Annotated in this window: 18 protein-coding genes; 1 reads left to right on the top strand and 17 read right to left on the bottom strand. The window is 66.7% G+C overall.

All coding sequences use genetic code 11. The annotated features are described in order from the left end of the window. Positions 1-11: 11 nt before the first annotated feature. The 12 genes from AC3A5T_RS08090 to asnS all read right to left on the bottom strand — a co-directional run bounded on the left by AC3A5T_RS08090 (position 12) and on the right by asnS (position 9,217). The gene (locus tag AC3A5T_RS08090; RefSeq protein ID WP_487628120.1) at positions 12-1,022 is read right to left on the bottom strand and encodes an amidohydrolase family protein; all 1,011 of its coding nucleotides are present in this window, start codon (positions 1,020-1,022) and stop codon (positions 12-14) included. Positions 1,023-1,078: 56 nt separating this feature from the next. Further along, positions 1,079-1,708, bottom strand: a complete 630-nt coding sequence (locus AC3A5T_RS08095) for a hypothetical protein (RefSeq protein WP_487628121.1) — start codon at positions 1,706-1,708, stop codon at positions 1,079-1,081. A 30-nt stretch (positions 1,709-1,738) separates the two neighbouring features. Next, complete coding sequence (locus AC3A5T_RS08100) at positions 1,739-2,287, bottom strand: 3-hydroxyanthranilate 3,4-dioxygenase (protein ID WP_332076970.1); 549 nt, start codon at positions 2,285-2,287, stop codon at positions 1,739-1,741. A gap of 4 nt (positions 2,288-2,291) precedes the next feature. Continuing rightward, positions 2,292-2,717 (bottom strand): RidA family protein, encoded by a 426-nt coding sequence (locus tag AC3A5T_RS08105; protein WP_487628122.1) that lies wholly within the window; start codon positions 2,715-2,717, stop codon positions 2,292-2,294. Continuing rightward, positions 2,710-3,384, bottom strand: coding sequence for a carbonate dehydratase (gene can / locus AC3A5T_RS08110; RefSeq protein WP_332076972.1), 675 nt, complete (start codon positions 3,382-3,384; stop codon positions 2,710-2,712). Before can ends, AC3A5T_RS08105 begins: the two co-directional genes overlap by 8 nt. Before the next feature lie 7 nt (positions 3,385-3,391). Next, positions 3,392-4,819 carry an aldehyde dehydrogenase gene (locus tag AC3A5T_RS08115; RefSeq protein ID WP_487628123.1) on the bottom strand — a complete coding sequence of 476 codons (1,428 nt, stop codon included), beginning with the start codon at positions 4,817-4,819 and terminating at the stop codon, positions 3,392-3,394. A gap of 31 nt (positions 4,820-4,850) precedes the next feature. Continuing rightward, positions 4,851-5,660: a DNA-formamidopyrimidine glycosylase family protein gene (locus AC3A5T_RS08120; protein ID WP_487628124.1), complete on the bottom strand. Its 810-nt coding sequence runs from the start codon at positions 5,658-5,660 to the stop codon at positions 4,851-4,853. Positions 5,661-5,721: 61 nt separating this feature from the next. After that, positions 5,722-6,507, bottom strand: coding sequence for an SDR family NAD(P)-dependent oxidoreductase (locus tag AC3A5T_RS08125; protein WP_487628125.1), 786 nt, complete (start codon positions 6,505-6,507; stop codon positions 5,722-5,724). A gap of 19 nt (positions 6,508-6,526) precedes the next feature. After that, on the bottom strand, positions 6,527-7,144 hold the full coding sequence (locus AC3A5T_RS08130) for an FMN-binding negative transcriptional regulator (protein WP_487628126.1): 618 nt from the start codon (positions 7,142-7,144) through the stop codon (positions 6,527-6,529). Between the two features lie 27 nt (positions 7,145-7,171). Next, complete coding sequence (locus tag AC3A5T_RS08135; protein ID WP_487628127.1) at positions 7,172-7,486, bottom strand: hypothetical protein; 315 nt, start codon at positions 7,484-7,486, stop codon at positions 7,172-7,174. Positions 7,487-7,502: 16 nt separating this feature from the next. Further along, complete coding sequence (locus AC3A5T_RS08140; protein WP_332076978.1) at positions 7,503-7,805, bottom strand: hypothetical protein; 303 nt, start codon at positions 7,803-7,805, stop codon at positions 7,503-7,505. Between the two features lie 14 nt (positions 7,806-7,819). Beyond that, a complete protein-coding gene (asnS, locus tag AC3A5T_RS08145) occupies positions 7,820-9,217 on the bottom strand; it encodes an asparagine--tRNA ligase (protein ID WP_332076979.1) in 1,398 nt (465 codons plus the stop codon). A 121-nt stretch (positions 9,218-9,338) separates the two neighbouring features. On the opposite strand from asnS, the gene AC3A5T_RS08150 reads away from it, so the two are divergent. Beyond that, positions 9,339-9,674, top strand: a complete 336-nt coding sequence (locus AC3A5T_RS08150) for a HesB/IscA family protein (protein ID WP_487628128.1) — start codon at positions 9,339-9,341, stop codon at positions 9,672-9,674. Between the two features lie 422 nt (positions 9,675-10,096). Here AC3A5T_RS08150 and AC3A5T_RS08155 read toward each other — a convergent pair whose 3' ends face one another. Genes AC3A5T_RS08155 through cyoA form a run of 5 tightly spaced genes read right to left on the bottom strand, consistent with a single transcriptional unit; the run spans position 10,097 to position 15,144 of the window. Beyond that, positions 10,097-10,837, bottom strand: coding sequence for an SURF1 family protein (locus AC3A5T_RS08155; protein ID WP_487628129.1), 741 nt, complete (start codon positions 10,835-10,837; stop codon positions 10,097-10,099). Positions 10,838-10,850: 13 nt separating this feature from the next. Beyond that, positions 10,851-11,234, bottom strand: a complete 384-nt coding sequence (gene cyoD / locus AC3A5T_RS08160) for a cytochrome o ubiquinol oxidase subunit IV (protein ID WP_332076982.1) — start codon at positions 11,232-11,234, stop codon at positions 10,851-10,853. Beyond that, complete coding sequence (gene cyoC / locus AC3A5T_RS08165) at positions 11,231-11,884, bottom strand: cytochrome o ubiquinol oxidase subunit III (RefSeq protein ID WP_332076983.1); 654 nt, start codon at positions 11,882-11,884, stop codon at positions 11,231-11,233. The genes cyoD and cyoC overlap by 4 nt, the downstream gene beginning before the upstream one ends. A 2-nt stretch (positions 11,885-11,886) precedes the next feature. Then, the gene (gene cyoB / locus AC3A5T_RS08170; protein WP_487628130.1) at positions 11,887-13,899 is read right to left on the bottom strand and encodes a cytochrome o ubiquinol oxidase subunit I; all 2,013 of its coding nucleotides are present in this window, start codon (positions 13,897-13,899) and stop codon (positions 11,887-11,889) included. A gap of 45 nt (positions 13,900-13,944) precedes the next feature. Further along, on the bottom strand, positions 13,945-15,144 hold the full coding sequence (gene cyoA, locus AC3A5T_RS08175; protein ID WP_487628131.1) for a ubiquinol oxidase subunit II: 1,200 nt from the start codon (positions 15,142-15,144) through the stop codon (positions 13,945-13,947). Between the last annotated feature and the right edge of the window lie 172 nt (positions 15,145-15,316).

Consider the following 15,316-nt stretch of genomic DNA (forward strand, 5'->3'; position numbering starts at 1 on the left):
GCGGGGCGCGATCACGCGAAGCGGCCGGGCGACAGCCCCAGCCATTCGAGCGCGGTGCCGTGATACAGGCGCGCCCGGGACGCATCATCGAGCGGGATTTCTTCGATGCCGGCGCCCGGCACCTGTTCGCCGAGCGGGAACGGGTAGTCGGTGCCGAGCATCACCCGGTCCGCGCCGCAGGTATCGAGCAGATACTGCAGCGCCCGCGGATCGGCCACCCAGGAATCGAAGTACAGCTGCTTGAGGTAGCCGCGCGGATTGTGCGGATTGTCGGTGGCGACGAGATCGGGCCGCATGTTGAAGCCGTGTTCGATGCGGCCGATCGTGTACGGGAAACTGCCGCCGCCGTGCGCCATGCAGATCTTGAGTTTGGGCAGCCGCTGCAGCACGCCGCCGAAGACCAGGCAACATGCCGCGCGCGACTGTTCGGCCGGCATGCCCACCAGCCACGGCAGCCAGTATTTGGGCATCGACTCGCTGCCCATCATGTCCCAGGGATGCACGAGCACCGCCGCGCCCAGATCGGCCGCGGCTTCGAAGAACGGGAAGAGCTCCGGCGCGTCGAGATTCCAGTCGCCGATATGGCTGCCGATCTGCACGCCCTGCAGGCCGAGCTGATCGACGCAGCGCTCGAGCTCCTGGATCGCCAGTCGCGGCGACTGCATCGGCACCGTGCCGATGCCGGCGTAATGGCGCGGATGCGCCGCGACGGTGGCGGCCATGTGGTCGTTGAGCGACTGGTGCAGTTCCAGCGCATGCGCAGGCTTGGCCCAGTAACTGAACATCACCGGCACCGTGCTGATCACCTGCACCTGCACGCCGAAGCGCGCGTAGTCGTCGATGCGCTCGCGCGCATCCCAGGTCTTGGACCAGATCTCGCGGAAGAAACGCCCGTCCTTGTAGATGCGGTGGCGGCCGTCGTCGGTGTGGTGGATCACCGGAAACCGCGGCTCGCCGTACTTCGATGCCAGATCGGGCCAGTCGCGCGGCAGATAGTGGGCGTGGATGTCAATCTTCAGCATGGCCGTCATCCTAGACGACCGGCCTGCGACGATCACGCCGCAGGCGCACAGCGGGTTCAGGGGGCGTCGTTCTCGCCCGCGCGGCGTTCCTGTCGCAGCTGTTCGATCGTCGGCGGCTGGGGACGCGGCTGCTGGCCCATCGATTCCGCCATTTCGCCGACTCTGGCCTGCGATTGCGCGAGCGACGGCACGCCCATGCGCGCACGTTCGGCGTCGTCGATCGCGCCATCGGCGACCGGATACAGGAACAGGCCATCGTCGCTGCCATGGAACTGGGTGCCGTACCACTGCGGCTGCAGTTGCGTGGTCATGATGCGATCCCAGGACGCGGCAGCCAGCCACCGGTAGCGCATGTCGTCGGGCGCCAAAGTCGATGCCAGCGTCGAAAGCGCGTGGGCGATGCGGATGTCGTCCAGACCGTTGCCGTGCTGGAAGACCATGGCCGCGTGGTAGTGGTCGGCTGCGGTGCGCATCGCCCCCTCACGCATCAGCGCGCGTACGCGTACGCGACGTGCGGCATCCTCGCGGTACACCACCGACCAGTCAATGTCCGCTGCATCTTTGCGTGCCTCCTGGTCCGCTCGATACAGCGCTGCGAGGTCGGGGTTGTCTACTGTCTGCGCATGCAGCGGCGCCATCATGCCGAGCAAACAGGTCAGCAGCACAAACAGCAGGGGGCGACGCATGCGCGGTCTCCAGTCCATGGAAATCGGGTTTCAAGTGATGTCAGCCAGCGTGTCCGGATCTGGATCGTAGCGGGCGGGGCGGGGGTTCAGATGGCCGCAGGCGTCGCAGGTGCGATGTTCGATGGAGCCGTAGAAGCGGTCGAACACGGGCGGGAAATCCTGCTCGATGTCGTGCAGGTGGAAGTACTGCTCGAACAGCTTGTGGTTGCAGCGTTCGCAGAACCACAGCAGCCCGTCCTGCTCGTGCGGCAGACGTTTGCGCTCGATGACCAGGCCGATCGAATCCGGCCCGCGCTGCGGCGAGTGCGGCACCTTCGGCGGCAGCAGGAAGGTTTCGCCGGCGCGGATCGGGATGTCGCGGACGCGGCCGTCCTCCTGGATGCGCAGCACCATCTCGCCCTCGAGCTGGTGGAACCACTCGGGGCCTTCTTCCCAGTGGTAATCGGTGCGCGCGTTCGGCCCGCCGACGACCATGACGATGAAGTCGCCGTCGTAGATGCACTTGTTGCCGACCGGCGGCTTGAGCAGATGGCGGTGTTCATCGATCCACGTCTGGAAGTTCAGCGGTCCGGGGATCATCGGTTCACTCCTTCGGCTCGGCGACGCATTTGAGTTCAATCGCGATCGGCGTCGGCAACGCATCGATGCCCAGCGTCGTGCGGCAGGGTGCGGTGGCGGGATCGGGGAAATACTCGGCCCAGACCGCGTTGTAGGCGGCGAAATCGCCGGCCATGTCGGTGAGGTAGACGGTCACGTCGACGAGGTCGTCCCAGCGTGCACCGCTGGCGTCGAGCACGGCGCGCACGTTGGCGAACACCGCGCGGGTCTGCGCGGCGATGTCGTGGCGGATGACGCGGCCGTCGGCATCGAGCACGTTGCCCGGCACGGAATCCGTGGCCGGATCGCGCGGTCCGATGCCCGACAGGAACAGCAGGCCGCCCGCGCGACGCGCATGCGGGTAGCGGCCGACGGGCCGCGGCGCCGCACTGGCCTGGACGGCCTCAGCCATCACGCCGGCCCTGGGCGGCGACGCGTGCGATGTCGGCGACGGCGGCCTCGTAGGCGGGGCCGATGTCGTCGTGCGAGGTCACGTCCATGCCGAGCTCGCGCACGCGGCCATCGCCGAGCGCGTACACCCAGCCGTGCACCGCGAGCTTCTGTCCACGCGCCCAGGCATCGCGGACCACAGTGGTCTGGCAGATGTTGAGCGCCTGCTCGACCGCGTTGAGTTCGCACAGCCGCGCGTGGCGCAGGCTGGTGTCCTCGACCGTGGACAGCAGCGCGCCGTGCTTGTGGTTGACGTCGGCGACGTGGCGCAGCCAGTTGTCGGCCAGACCGACGCGCGCGCCGGTCATCGCCGCGTGCACGCCGCCGCAGCCGTAATGGCCGACCAGCAGGATGTGTTCGACCTTGAGCACATCGACGGCGAACTGGATCACCGACAACGCGTTGAGATCGCCGTGCGAGAGCACGTTGGCGATGTTGCGGTGGACGAAGACCTCGCCGGGGTCGAGCCCGAGGATCTGGTTCGCCGGCACGCGCGAGTCGGAGCAGCCGATCCACAGATAGCGCGGGATCTGCTGGTTCTCCAGACGGTGGAAGAAATCCGGGTCCTCGCGCACGGCGCGCTCGGCCCAGTCCCGGTTGTTCTGCAGAAGATTGTCGAGTTCGCCCATGTTGCGATTATCCCAGAGACAGGCCGACGTTCTTCGGCTCGGTGAAGAAACGCATCGCTTCCATGCCGCCCTCGCGCCCGAGACCGGACGCGCCGGTGCCGCCGAAGGGCGTGCGCAGATCGCGCATCAGCCAGGTGTTGATCCAGACCATGCCCACGTGCAGCGCCGCGGCGAGGCGGTGCGCGCGGGTCAGGTCGCGTGTCCAGATGACGGCCGACAGGCCGTAGTCGCCGGCGTTCGCGAGCGCGAGTGCGTGCGCATCGTCGTCGAAGGGCTGCAGCGTGACCACCGGCCCGAAGATTTCCTCGCGGTTGGTCGCGCAATCCGGGCCGAGACCGTCGATGACGGTCGGTGCGATGAACCAGCCGGGCCGCTCCAGCGCATGGCCGCCGCACAGCACGTGGCCGCCCTCATCGCGGGCACGGGTGATCGCGGCGAGCACCTTGTCGTGGTGCGCCTGCGACACCAGCGGGCCCATGCGCGCGTCGGGATCCATCGGATCGCCGACCTGCAGCGCAAGCACTTCGGCGACGAAGCGCTCGCGAAAATTCGCGTAGATGCTGCGTTCGACGAGAATGCGCGAGCCGCACAGGCAGATCTGCCCGGCGTTCTGGAACGCCGAGCGCACCAGCGTGGCGAGTTGTGATTCCCAGTCGCTGTCGGCGAACACCAGCGTCGCGTTCTTGCCGCCGAGTTCCAGCGAAGCCTTCTTCAGCTGCGCACCGGTGCGTGCGCCGATCCGGCGGCCCACGGCGGTGCTGCCGGTGAACGACACCGCGCGCACGCGCGGATCGTCGATCAGTGCATCGCCGACATCGGCGCCGACGCCGTGCACGACGTTGAGCACGCCCGGCGGCAGACCGATCTCGCCCGACAGCGTCGCCAGCAGCGACGCGCTCGCCGGCGTGATCTCCGAAGGTTTCGCGACGACCGTATTGCCGGCCGCGAGCGCGGGCGCGATCTTCCAGGTGAACAGGTAGAGCGGCAGATTCCACGGCGAGATCGCCGCGACCACGCCCAGCGGCGCACGCAGCGTGTAGTTCAGGCCGGCTTCGCCGTGATGCGATTCGCTGGCGAACTGCGTGGCCGCATGCGCGAAGAAGCGCAGGTTGGAGACCGCGCGTGGTATCTCGGCATCGCGGGCGAGGGCGAAGGGCTTGCCGCCATCGCGGGCCTCGGCGTGGGCGAAGTCGTCGATCCGGGCTTCGAGCGCCGCGGCGAGCGTTTCGAGCCAGGCCGAGCGCGCGCTGTTCGGCAGCGCGGCCCATGCGGGCGCGGCGCGGGCGGCGGCGGTGATCGCGGTGTCCATATCGGCGGCATCACCGGCGGCGACTTCGGCGTAGATACGGCCGGTCGCCGGCTCGTGCACCGGCAGCCAGTGGTCCCGGCCGGGTGCGCGCGCAGCGCCATCGATCCAGTGCGTCAGCCGTTGCATGTCGCCAGCTTACCCGAGGCGTCAAGGCCGCTCAGGTCTGGCAGCCCTTGCACCAGTACAGGCGGCGCCCGGCCAGACGTTCCTCGACGATGCGGCCGTCACCGCGCGGGCAGGGATCGCCCTTGCGCTCGAAGACCTCGAAGCCGAATTGCGCGCGGGTCTTCGCGAGGTAGTCCTTGCCCGGCGGCAGCGCATCGTCGTGCTTGGCGCGATACGCGCGCCGCGGCACGTCGAGCAGCGCGTTGGCGAGGCGGCGCCGCTCGCCGGTCGTGAGGTCCTGCAGCAGACGGTACGGCGCGAGCTTCGCCTTGAAGAGCACCTCAGAGCGCAGGTAGTTGCCCATGCCGGCCGCGAACGCCTTATCGAGCAGCAGCATGGCCAGCGTGCGCCGGGCGAAACGGGGTGTGCGCATGTGCGCGAGCAACGCCTTCGCGTCGACCGCGGGATCGAGGACGTCCGGACCGAGCTTCGACAGATAGGGCTGCGCGCCGAGCTCGTCGGTGCGCCACAGCGAGATCGACGGCGCGGCGTACAGCGCGGCGACCCCACGCACGGTGGCCAGCACCAGCCGTGGCGGCGCGCCGTCGGGCAGGGACTCGAGGTCTTCGACGAATCGCCAGAAGCCGAACAGGTGGCTGTGTGTGTACAGCGTCCAGCCGTCATCAACGGCGGTCAGCAACGCCTTGCCGCGTGCCTCCACCGCGAGCACGCGCTGGCCTTCGAGCAGGCTACGCCGGCGCTGCAGCGCGGGATCGATGAAGCGCACATGGGTCAGCGTCTCGTCGACGAGCAGGGTCGACAGGCGATCGGCGAGTGCGTGGGTTTCGGGACCTTCCGGCATGGCCGCATCGAAGCAACGGACGCGTCGCGGCGTCGTGACATTCGCGAAGCGCGTGCGCCGATCAGATCGACGCCATTCGCCCGCCGTCGACCGGCAGGCTCACGCCGGTGACGTAGGCCGCCGCCGGCGCACACAGGAACGCGATGACCCCGGCGGTCTCCGAGGCTTCCGCGAAGCGGCCGGCGGGCACGCTGGCGCGCATCGCCGCCAGCACGGCTGCTTCGTCCTGGCCGGTGCGACGGATGCGATCCGCGACCACCTGGTCGATGCGGCCGGTGCGGGTGTAGCCGGGCAGCACGTTGTTGACCGTGATGCCGTCGGGCGCGAGTTCGCGCGACAGCGTCTTGGCCCAGCTGGCGACCGCGCCGCGCACGGTGTTCGACACGCCCAGGCCGGCGATGGGTTCGCGCACCGAGGTCGAGACCACATTGACGATGCGGCCCCACTTCGCGGCGCGCATCGCGGGCAGCACGGCCTGCACCAGTACCTGGCCGCCGATCAGATGACGGCGGAACGCGGCCTCGAATGCGTCGAGCGGCGCTTCGTGCGCGGTGCCGCCGGCGGGACCGCCGGTGTTGTTGACCAGGATCTGCATCGGGTGCGCGGCGACGTGCGCGGCGATGGCGGCCTGCAGGGCAGCAGAGTCGTCCATGTCGACGGCGAGCGCGTGATGCGTCTGGCTCTGCGCCGTAGGCAACGCGTCGACCACGGCCTGTAGCGCATCCGCGCGGCGCGCGAGCACGGTCACATGTGCGCCGAGCTGGGCCAGTTCGTGCGCGGTGGCGCGGCCGATGCCTTCGGAGGCGCCGCAGACGAGGGCGTGGCGGCCGGTGAGATCGAGGTCCATATCAGGCTCCGGTGCGGAATCAGGATGCGATCGCGCGCATCATCGCGGCGATCTCGCGGGCGTTCGTGTCACCGCCGGACAGCGCATCGGCGACCGCGCTGCGGTTGGCGGCCGGATGGTTCTGGCTGAGCTTGTGCTTGATCTCGACCACGTCGACGTGGAAGCGGAAACCCACGATGCCGCGCAGCTGCCGGCGCTGACGATCGTCATCTGGCTCGAAGCGCCAGTCGCCGCCGACGCGGGCCTCGAAGACATCGCTGGTGCGCGCGACCAGATCGGCCAGTGCGGCCTCGTCGTCGAAACGTTCGAGCCGGCCGCGCAGATGCGCGGTGGCGTAGTTCCAGGTCGGCACGCGCGCGGCTTCGATCTTGTCCGGATACCAGCCCGGCGACACGTAGGCGTGCGGACCGTGGACGATCATCAGCGCCGGACCGTCGTGCGACGCCTGTGGATTCGGTCGCGCCCAATGGCCTTCGACGTGCAGCGTGTCGCCGTCGCGGCGGTAGAGCACCGGCAGCTGGCTGGCGAGCGGCACGCTGTCGGCACCGGTCGTCAGCAGCGTGACGAAGGCGTCGCGCGCGAACAATGCATCCAGCGCCTGCAGGTCATCGACAGCGAAAGCGCGGGGCGTGTACATAGTCTGCCGCGTGTCCGGTGTGCAGGCTCAGGCGCGCTTGCCGAGCGATTGCACCATCCGATCGCGCAGCTGTGCATCGTCGTCGGCCTGCGGCGGCGCGATCTCGTCGAGCGCGAATCCGCGCTCGAGCGCGTCCTCGGGGTCGAGCCCGTCCCATTCGACGAATTCCGCATCGAGCAGCATGCTGCGCGCGGTGTCCTCGCTGTCGTAGACGAGCGTATTGCCGTCGCTGTCGAGCACTTCGGCGACACCGGCCTCACGCACGCGCAGGCGCGCCCAGATCACGGTGCGGGCGATTGACGCGAGCCACCACCGGTCCTGGGACGTGGAGTCGTGGGTCATGGCAGGAAGCTCCGGGTCAGGGGGCGATCGACCACAGCCACAGCACGGCCGAAGCCGCGAGTGCGCCGAGGATCACCATCAACGAGATGCGGGCCGGCGTCGCCAGCCCGGTGAACTGCCGGTCCGGCACTTCGCGATAGGCACCCGCGAGCAGCCAGCGCAGCGCCGCGGGTTGCACGAACGCGTTCTCACCGAAGCGGCCGCGGACCTGCGGATGGCGGTCGCGCAGATGCACCAGCGACAACGGCCAGAAGATCACGAACGCGGTAAATCCGCCGATCGCGACGCCGAAGAAACACAGGGCGAGGAAGAGGGTCACGGGAGCACCGCGCCTCAGTACTCCGCCTGACCCGGCGCGCGCGGATACGGGATCGCGTCGCGGATGTTCGACAGGCCGCAGATGTAGACGATCAGGCGCTCGAAGCCGAGACCGAAACCGGCGTGCGGCACGGTGCCGTAACGGCGGAAATCGCGGTACCAGCCGTAGTGCTCGCGATCGAGGCCGAACTGGTCCATGCGCGCATCGAGCACGTCGAGACGTTCCTCGCGCTGCGCGCCGCCGATGATCTCGCCGATGCCCGGCGCCAGCACATCCATCGCCGCGACGGTCTTGCCGTCGTCGTTGAGGCGCATGTAGAACGCCTTGATGTGCTCGGGGTAGTTGGTCACCACGACCGGGCGACCGACGTGCTGCTCGGTCAGCCAGCGCTCGTGCTCGGTTTGCAGGTCCAGGCCCCATTCGACCGGGAACTCGAACTTGTGACCGGACTTGCGCAGCAGCTCGACCGCGTCGGTGTATTCGATGCGCTCGAACGGCGCATTGACGAACGCTTCCAGGCGCGTGATCGCGTCCTTCTGCACGCGCTCGGCAATGAAGGCCATGTCGTCGGCGCGCTCGTCGAGCACCGCGCGGAACAGGTACTTGAGGAATTCCTCGGAGATGCGCGCGTTCTCGGCGAGATCGGCGAATGCGATCTCCGGCTCGATCATCCAGAACTCGGCCAGGTGGCGCGTGGTGTGGCTGTTCTCGGCGCGGAAGGTCGGCCCGAAGGTGTAGACCTTGCTCATCGCGAGGCAGTAGGCCTCGACGTTGAGCTGGCCGGACACGGTCAGGAACGCTTCCTTGCCGAAGAAGTCGCGGCTGAAGTCGACCTTGCCCTCGCGCATCGGCAGGTTGGCCAGGTCGAGTGTCGAGATGCGGAACATCTGGCCCGCGCCTTCGGCGTCGGACGTGGTCACGATCGGCGTGTTGATCCAGTAGTAGCCGTTCTCGTGGAAATAGCGGTGCGCCGCCTGCGCCAGGCAGTGACGGATACGCGTGACCGCGCCGAACAGGTTGGTGCGCGGGCGCAGATGCGCGACCTCGCGCAGGAACTCCAGCGAATGCGCCTTAGGCTGGATCGGATAGGTTTCCGGATCCTCGACCCAACCGACGACTTCCAGCGACTGCGCCTGGATCTCGAAGCTCTGGCCCTGGCCTTGCGACTTCACCAGCGTACCGGTGGCGATGACCGAGCAACCCGCGGTCAGGCGCTTGATTTCGGATTCGTAATTGCCCAGCGCGTCCGGCGCGACGACCTGAATCGGCGCGAAGCACGAACCGTCGCTGACGTTGACGAAGCTCAGCCCGGCCTTCGAATCACGGCGGGTACGGACCCAGCCACGGACGGTGACTTCTCCGCCTTCTGGAATGTGCCCGGCAAGGGCCTGTTGGACGCTGATCGTGGTCATGCCTTGAATCCTGGTAATCCGGTCCGATAACACGCGGCAGCACAGTCTACCGGAGCCGGCCTGCGCGCCGGCGCCTCCGGGCGCCAGCGGGCGTTCGGGTCCACGGGAGTACAATCACGTCATGGCCATCGCACTCGCCCCCGCCGCCCTCGAACGCGCCCGCCGCTTCCTTGCGGCCAGCCCCGACGCCCTCGGTCTGCGCTTCGGCGTCACCAAGACCGGTTGTTCGGGCTGGGGTTACGTCGTCGACATCGCCCGCGAGGAACAGCCGGGCGATGCGATCAGCGAGCACGAAGGCGTGCGCATCTACGTCGATGCGCAGAGTCAGCCGATCGTCGACGGCACCGAGATCGACTTCGCGCAGAAGGGTCTGAACCAGGAATTCGTGTTCCGCAACCCGAACGCGGCTGCCGCTTGTGGATGTGGCGAAAGTTTCACGACGGATCCGACGAAGTAATCGGGTACTGCTGAGGCGGGTGCGCGTCCGCTTTGCTTACTTTGGGGTGATACGGGCTGCCTGCTTCGCTGTGGCGGAGTAGGGCGGTCTCGCGTTGATATCGGGCACGCATTTTTTTTCCGTTTCGAAGCGGTGGACGGATCGCGTGCGTCTACCGGCTGCCCTCACCCCAACCCCTCTCCCGGGGGAGAGGGGCTCGGATCTGTGTGGCGTTTCGGACGCGACGATTTCTGGGCGTGCAGACGCGAAGTACGGCATCTGTATGCGTACTCCGACGAGTGGCGAGAAACTTGCGCAGGTGCGCTGGTCCGGCAGGCGAACCGTCTCGAGCCCCTCACCCTCCGGAAGCGGGGTTGGGGTGAGGGTCGACGATCGCACCGGTACAGAATCGCGCGACGCACATCCCCGGAAAGACCCAAGCTTTACCGCGTCCGCCGGAACTCGCTCCGCAGCACGAAGCCCGTCGCCAGCAGTCCCAGCAACGCCATGCCGAACCAGGTCAGCGCATAGCTCAAGTGGTTGTTGCGGAACTGCACCATCGTCAGGCCCGGCACCGGCCAGTTGCCGGTGTCGATGCGGTCCTGGGCGTCGATGAAGAACGGGGCGACCACGCCGTCGACGTTCCGTGCGGCCGAGAACTCGGCAGGCGCGCGGGTATACCAGCGGTCTTCGTCCGGCACATTCGCGCGCAGGAATACGCCGTGCTGCTCGGGCATGCGCAGCAGGCCGGTGACGGTGACCGTCTTGGATTCTTCGTGTCGGGCGCGGGTCTCGCGGGCACGATGGGCGTTGTCGACGTAGCCGCGGTTGACCCAGACGGTGCCGTCGCCGGTGACCAGCGGGGTCATGATCCAGTAGCCGGGGCCGCGTTCGGTCGTCGCGTATACCGCGACTTCCTGCGTGTGCAGCAGACGGCCGGTGGCGGTGACGCGGCGGTACTCGTCCTCGGCGGGATCGAGCGCGGACCGGAACGACGACGCCGGCACAGGCGCCGGCGTCGCGTGCACGCGTGCATCGACGCGTGCGATCAGATCGCGCTTCCATTGCAGGCGTTCCACCTGCCACACACCGAGGGCGATGAAGCCCACGGTGGCGGCGATCAGGAAGACCAGCAGCGCCCAGCGGATGACCGGACGTGCGGCGGCGCGGGGGGCTTCGCTCACGATAGGGCGCGCGTCAGGGGGCGACGCGCATCTGCTCGGGCGACATCGGCATCATGTTGGCGTCGAGGTGGTGCATGACCCACAGCGATCCCACCAGCGCGATGACGATGATGATGCCGGTGAACAGCAGCGACATCAGGATCCAGCCGCCTTCCGATTTCCGGTTCATGTGCAGGAAGTAGACCATGTGCACGACGATCTGGATGGCGCCGAAGAGCATGATCAGCGCGACGGTCCAGACGCGGCTTTCCAGCACCTCGCCCATGACCAGCCAGAACGGGATCACGGTGAGGATGACCGACAGCACGAAGCCGATCACGTAGTCGCGCATGCTGCCGTGGCCGTGCGCGTCGTGCGCCGACTCGTGGGCGGCGTGATGGTTGGTTTCGGTGCTCATCCCACGACTCCCATCAGGTACACATACGAGAACACGCCGATCCAGATCACGTCGAGGAAGTGCCAGAACATCGACAGGCACATCAGGCGACGGTTGTTGGCTGCATTGAGGCCGTGCTTCTTCAGCTGGAACACCAGCGTCACCAGCCAGATCAGGCCGAAGGTCACGTGCAGTCCGTGCGTGCCGACCAGGGTGAAGAACGACGACAGGAACGCGCTGCGCTGCGGCGTCGCCCCCAGGTGCGCCAGGTGGTGGAACTCGTAGAGCTCGATGCACAGGAACGCCAGGCCGAACAGGCCCGTGACGAGCAGCCAGATGATCGTGCCGCGTACGTTCTGCTTGTACGAGTTCAGCATCGCGAACCCGTAGGTGATCGACGAGAACAGCAGCATGAACGTCGCGACCAGGATCAGCTTCAGGTCGAACAGGTCTGCCGGCGACGGGCCGGCCGCGTAGTTGCGGCCGAGCACGGCGTGGACGGCGAACAGGATCGCGAAGATGAGGCAGTCGCTCATCAGGTACATCCAGAAACCGAGATTGGTGCCGGTTTCCGGATGGTGCTCGTGCCCGTCGTCGTGGGCGTGCGGATCCTCGATCACGTGGTAGACGCGTTCGGTGGTCCCGCTCTCGGTTTGAATCGTGTGTGCCATGTTCAGAGCGCCTGCTGCGCGAGTTCGCGCGTCCGTTGGTCCTCGGTGTCCGTCACTTCCTGGGCCGGGATGTAGAACTCGCGGTCGTAGTTGAAGGTGTGCCAGATCGCCGCGACGATCAGACCCACGAACGACACGCCGGCCAGCCACCAGATGTGCCACACCAGACCGAAGGCCAGGACCACGCTGATCGCCGACAGCACCACGCCCGCACCCGTGTTCTTGGGCATGTGGATCGGCACGAAGCCGGTCGTCGGACGCTTGTAGCCGTGCTTCTTCATGTCATTCCACGCATCGATCTCGTGGATGACCGGGGTGAACGCGAAGTTGTAGCTCGGCGGCGGCGACGAGGTCGCCCATTCCAGCGTGCGGCCGTTCCACGGATCGCCCGTGGTGTCGGCCAGCTTCTTGCGGTTCTTCACCGCGACCGCGATCGACATCAGGAAGGCCAGGATGCCGATGCCCACCAGCGCAGCACCCACGGCCGCGATGATGAAGAACAGCGACAGCGAGGTGTCCTCGAACTGGCTCAGACGGCGCGTGATGCCCATCAGGCCCATGATGTAGAGGGGGGTGAACGCGAGCCAGAAACCGACCAGCCAGCACCAGAACGAGACCTTGCCCCAGAACTCGTCGAGCTTGAAGCCGAAGGCCTTCGGGAACCAGTACACCATGCCGGCGAACAGGCCGAAGACCACGCCGCCGATGATGACGTTGTGGAAGTGCGCGACCAGGAACAGGCTGTTGTGCAGCACGAAGTCTGCCGGCGGCACCGCCAGCAGCACGCCGGTCATGCCACCGATGACGAAGGTGAACATGAAACCGACCGTCCACAGCATCGGCACGTCGAAGCGGATGCGGCCCTTGTACATGGTGAAGAGCCAATTGAAGATCTTCGCGCCCGTCGGGATCGAGATGATCATCGTCGTGATGCCGAAGAACGCATTGACGCTCGCGCCCGAGCCCATAGTGAAGAAGTGGTGCAGCCACACCAGGTACGACAGGATCGTGATCACCGCGGTCGCGTAGACCATCGACGTGTAGCCGAACAGGCGCTTGCCGCAGTACGTCGCGACGACCTCGGAGAAGATGCCGAAGGCCGGCAGGATCAGGATATAGACTTCCGGGTGACCCCAGATCCAGATCAGGTTCACGTACATCATCGGATTGCCGCCGAGATCGTTCGTGAAGAAATTCGTGCCGACGTAGCGGTCCATCGTCAGCAGCGCCAGCGTCGCCGTCAGGATCGGGAACGAGGCAACGATCAGGATGTTGGTGCAGAGCGAGGTCCAGGTGAAGATCGGCATGCGCATCAGCTTCATGCCCGGCGCGCGCATCTTGACGATGGTCACGATCAGGTTGATGCCTGACAGCGTGGTACCCACGCCCGCCACCTGTAGACCCCACAGGTAGTAGTCCATGCCTGTGCCCGGACTGTAATCGGCGCCCGACAACGGCGGATACGCCAGCCATCCGGTGCGCGCGAACTCGCCGACGAACAGCGAGATCATGATCAGCACCGCGCCCGCGGTGGTCATCCAGAAGCTGAAGTTGTTGAGGAACGGGAACGAGACGTCACGCGCGCCGATCTGCAGCGGCACCACGTAGTTCATCAGGCCCGTCACCAGCGGCATGGCCACGAAGAAGATCATGATCACGCCGTGCGCGGTGAAGATCTGATCGTAGTGGTGCGGTGGCAGGAAGCCCTCGCTGCCGCTCGCCGCCATCGCCTGGTGCGCGCGCATCAGCACCGCATCAGAGAAGCCGCGCAGCAGCATCACGATTGCGAGAATGCAATACATGATGCCGATCTTCTTGTGGTCGATGCTGGTGAACCATTCCTTCCACAGGTACCCCCACAGGCGGTACTTGGTCAGCAGGAAGAGCAGGGCGATACCGCCCAGCACGACGCCGACGAAGGTGACGCCCACGACGGGGTCATGGAGAAACGGCAGTGCATCGAGCGAAAGTCGCCCGATCCACGGTGAGTTGATCTGGTCCTGGGGTGCGGACATGGGGTTCCTGCCTGGTACTTGATTGCTTGTGTGCGGTGCGGACGATCAGCGGCCGGTCCGGCCGCCGTCGTTGTCCGGCTTGCCGGGTGCGCCTTCCTGCTGCGGCGCCTGGCCCGGCGGAATCGGCTTCACGCCTTCGTCGTCGTCCTCGTTGGTCGGCGTCGGGACCGGCGTCTCTTCTTCCGGCGACACGGCGCGCGGCTGGTGGCCCTGCGGCTCGTCGCCACGTGCCTCGCGGCCCGCTTCCGGGAACGTCGCGGCAGGCGCCGCGGACGGTTCGTCGGCATGGCGGTTGTCGTAGCGCAGGCGGTCGTAGTTGGCCTGGCTGTCCACGCCACCGCCGCCGCTGCGGTCGATGTGCACCATCTCGTGCACGCACATCGAACCGGGCGCGACGCACATGTTGAGGATCGCCTCATACAGCGACGGGTCGACGTCGTTGAAATAGCGCACCGGCTCGCGTTCCGACGGACGCTCGAGCACCAGGTACTCCTCGCGGCCCAGCGCCACGCCTTCGGCGCGCGCCTTCTCCACCCATGCATCGAAACCGTCCTGGCTCAGGCCATGGAAGTTGAAGTGCATGTGCGAGAAGCCGTCGCCGCTGAAGTTGCCGGAGAAGCCCTTGTAGACGCCTTCCTTGTTGATGACGGCGTTGAGATTGGTCTGCATGCCCGGCATCGCGTAGATCTGACCCGCGAGTGCCGGCACGAAGAACGAGTTCATGATCGACGAGGACGTGAGCTTGAACTGGATCGGCGTGTTCACCGGCGCAGCCAGCTCATTGATCGTGGCGATGCCCTGTTCGGGATAGAAGAACAGCCACTTCCAGTCGATCGCGACCACTTCGACCACCAGCGGCTCGATGCCTTCGGGCATCGGCGTGTTCGCGTCGATGCGGTCGAGCGGACGATACGGATCGAGCTTGTGCGTCGCGATCCAGGTCACCGTGCCGAGCACGAGGATGATCGCCAGCGGCGCCGACCAGATCACCAGCTCCAGACGGGTGGAGTGGTGCCACTCGGGCGCGTACTCCGCGTCCTTGTTCGACTCGCGGTACTTCCAGGCGAAGAAGAACGTCAGGAAGATCACCGGCACGATGATCAGCAGCATCAGGACCGTGGACAGCACGATCAGATCGCGTTGCTGGACGGCGATATCGCCGGCCGGCGACATCACGACCCAGTCGCAGCCCGACAGCAGCATGGCTGCCAGGAGCAGCGCGGAGACTCGAAGAATGGATTTCATTGGGGGGGATCGACGACAACGGGAGAGGAAAACGACTTGACGGAGACGCTACGGCGCGGCCATTAGCGTGGGGGTGTAGCGGGGCACCGGACCTTGCTGCTGCGCACCTTGCCTGGCGGGCCCGTTTCAGGTTCACAATGCGGTGCATTATCCCCCATAACGACCGGAGAGA

The organism is Luteimonas sp. Soil_C_16 (assembly GCF_057657295.1).

Bases quoted from the DNA above. Each gene is read 5' to 3' on its own strand.
- AC3A5T_RS08105 (WP_487628122.1), bottom strand. From the start codon at position 2,717: ATGGCTGAGGCCGTCCAGGCCAGTGCGGCGCCGCGGCCCGTCGGCCGC.
- AC3A5T_RS08135 (WP_487628127.1), bottom strand. From the start codon at position 7,486: ATGACCCACGACTCCACGTCCCAGGACCGGTGGTGGCTCGCGTCAATC.
- AC3A5T_RS08095 (WP_487628121.1), bottom strand. From the start codon at position 1,708: ATGCGTCGCCCCCTGCTGTTTGTGCTGCTGACCTGTTTGCTCGGCATG.
- asnS (WP_332076979.1), bottom strand. From the start codon at position 9,217: ATGACCACGATCAGCGTCCAACAGGCCCTTGCCGGGCACATTCCAGAA.
- AC3A5T_RS08125 (WP_487628125.1), bottom strand. From the start codon at position 6,507: ATGGACCTCGATCTCACCGGCCGCCACGCCCTCGTCTGCGGCGCCTCC.
- AC3A5T_RS08090 (WP_487628120.1), bottom strand. From the start codon at position 1,022: ATGCTGAAGATTGACATCCACGCCCACTATCTGCCGCGCGACTGGCCC.
- AC3A5T_RS08115 (WP_487628123.1), bottom strand. From the start codon at position 4,819: ATGCAACGGCTGACGCACTGGATCGATGGCGCTGCGCGCGCACCCGGC.
- can (WP_332076972.1), bottom strand. From the start codon at position 3,384: ATGGGCGAACTCGACAATCTTCTGCAGAACAACCGGGACTGGGCCGAG.
- cyoD (WP_332076982.1), bottom strand. From the start codon at position 11,234: ATGAGCACCGAAACCAACCATCACGCCGCCCACGAGTCGGCGCACGAC.
- cyoA (WP_487628131.1), bottom strand. From the start codon at position 15,144: ATGAAATCCATTCTTCGAGTCTCCGCGCTGCTCCTGGCAGCCATGCTG.
- cyoB (WP_487628130.1), bottom strand. From the start codon at position 13,899: ATGTCCGCACCCCAGGACCAGATCAACTCACCGTGGATCGGGCGACTT.
- AC3A5T_RS08150 (WP_487628128.1), top strand. From the start codon at position 9,339: ATGGCCATCGCACTCGCCCCCGCCGCCCTCGAACGCGCCCGCCGCTTC.
- AC3A5T_RS08100 (WP_332076970.1), bottom strand. From the start codon at position 2,287: ATGATCCCCGGACCGCTGAACTTCCAGACGTGGATCGATGAACACCGC.
- AC3A5T_RS08120 (WP_487628124.1), bottom strand. From the start codon at position 5,660: ATGCCGGAAGGTCCCGAAACCCACGCACTCGCCGATCGCCTGTCGACC.
- AC3A5T_RS08130 (WP_487628126.1), bottom strand. From the start codon at position 7,144: ATGTACACGCCCCGCGCTTTCGCTGTCGATGACCTGCAGGCGCTGGAT.
- cyoC (WP_332076983.1), bottom strand. From the start codon at position 11,884: ATGGCACACACGATTCAAACCGAGAGCGGGACCACCGAACGCGTCTAC.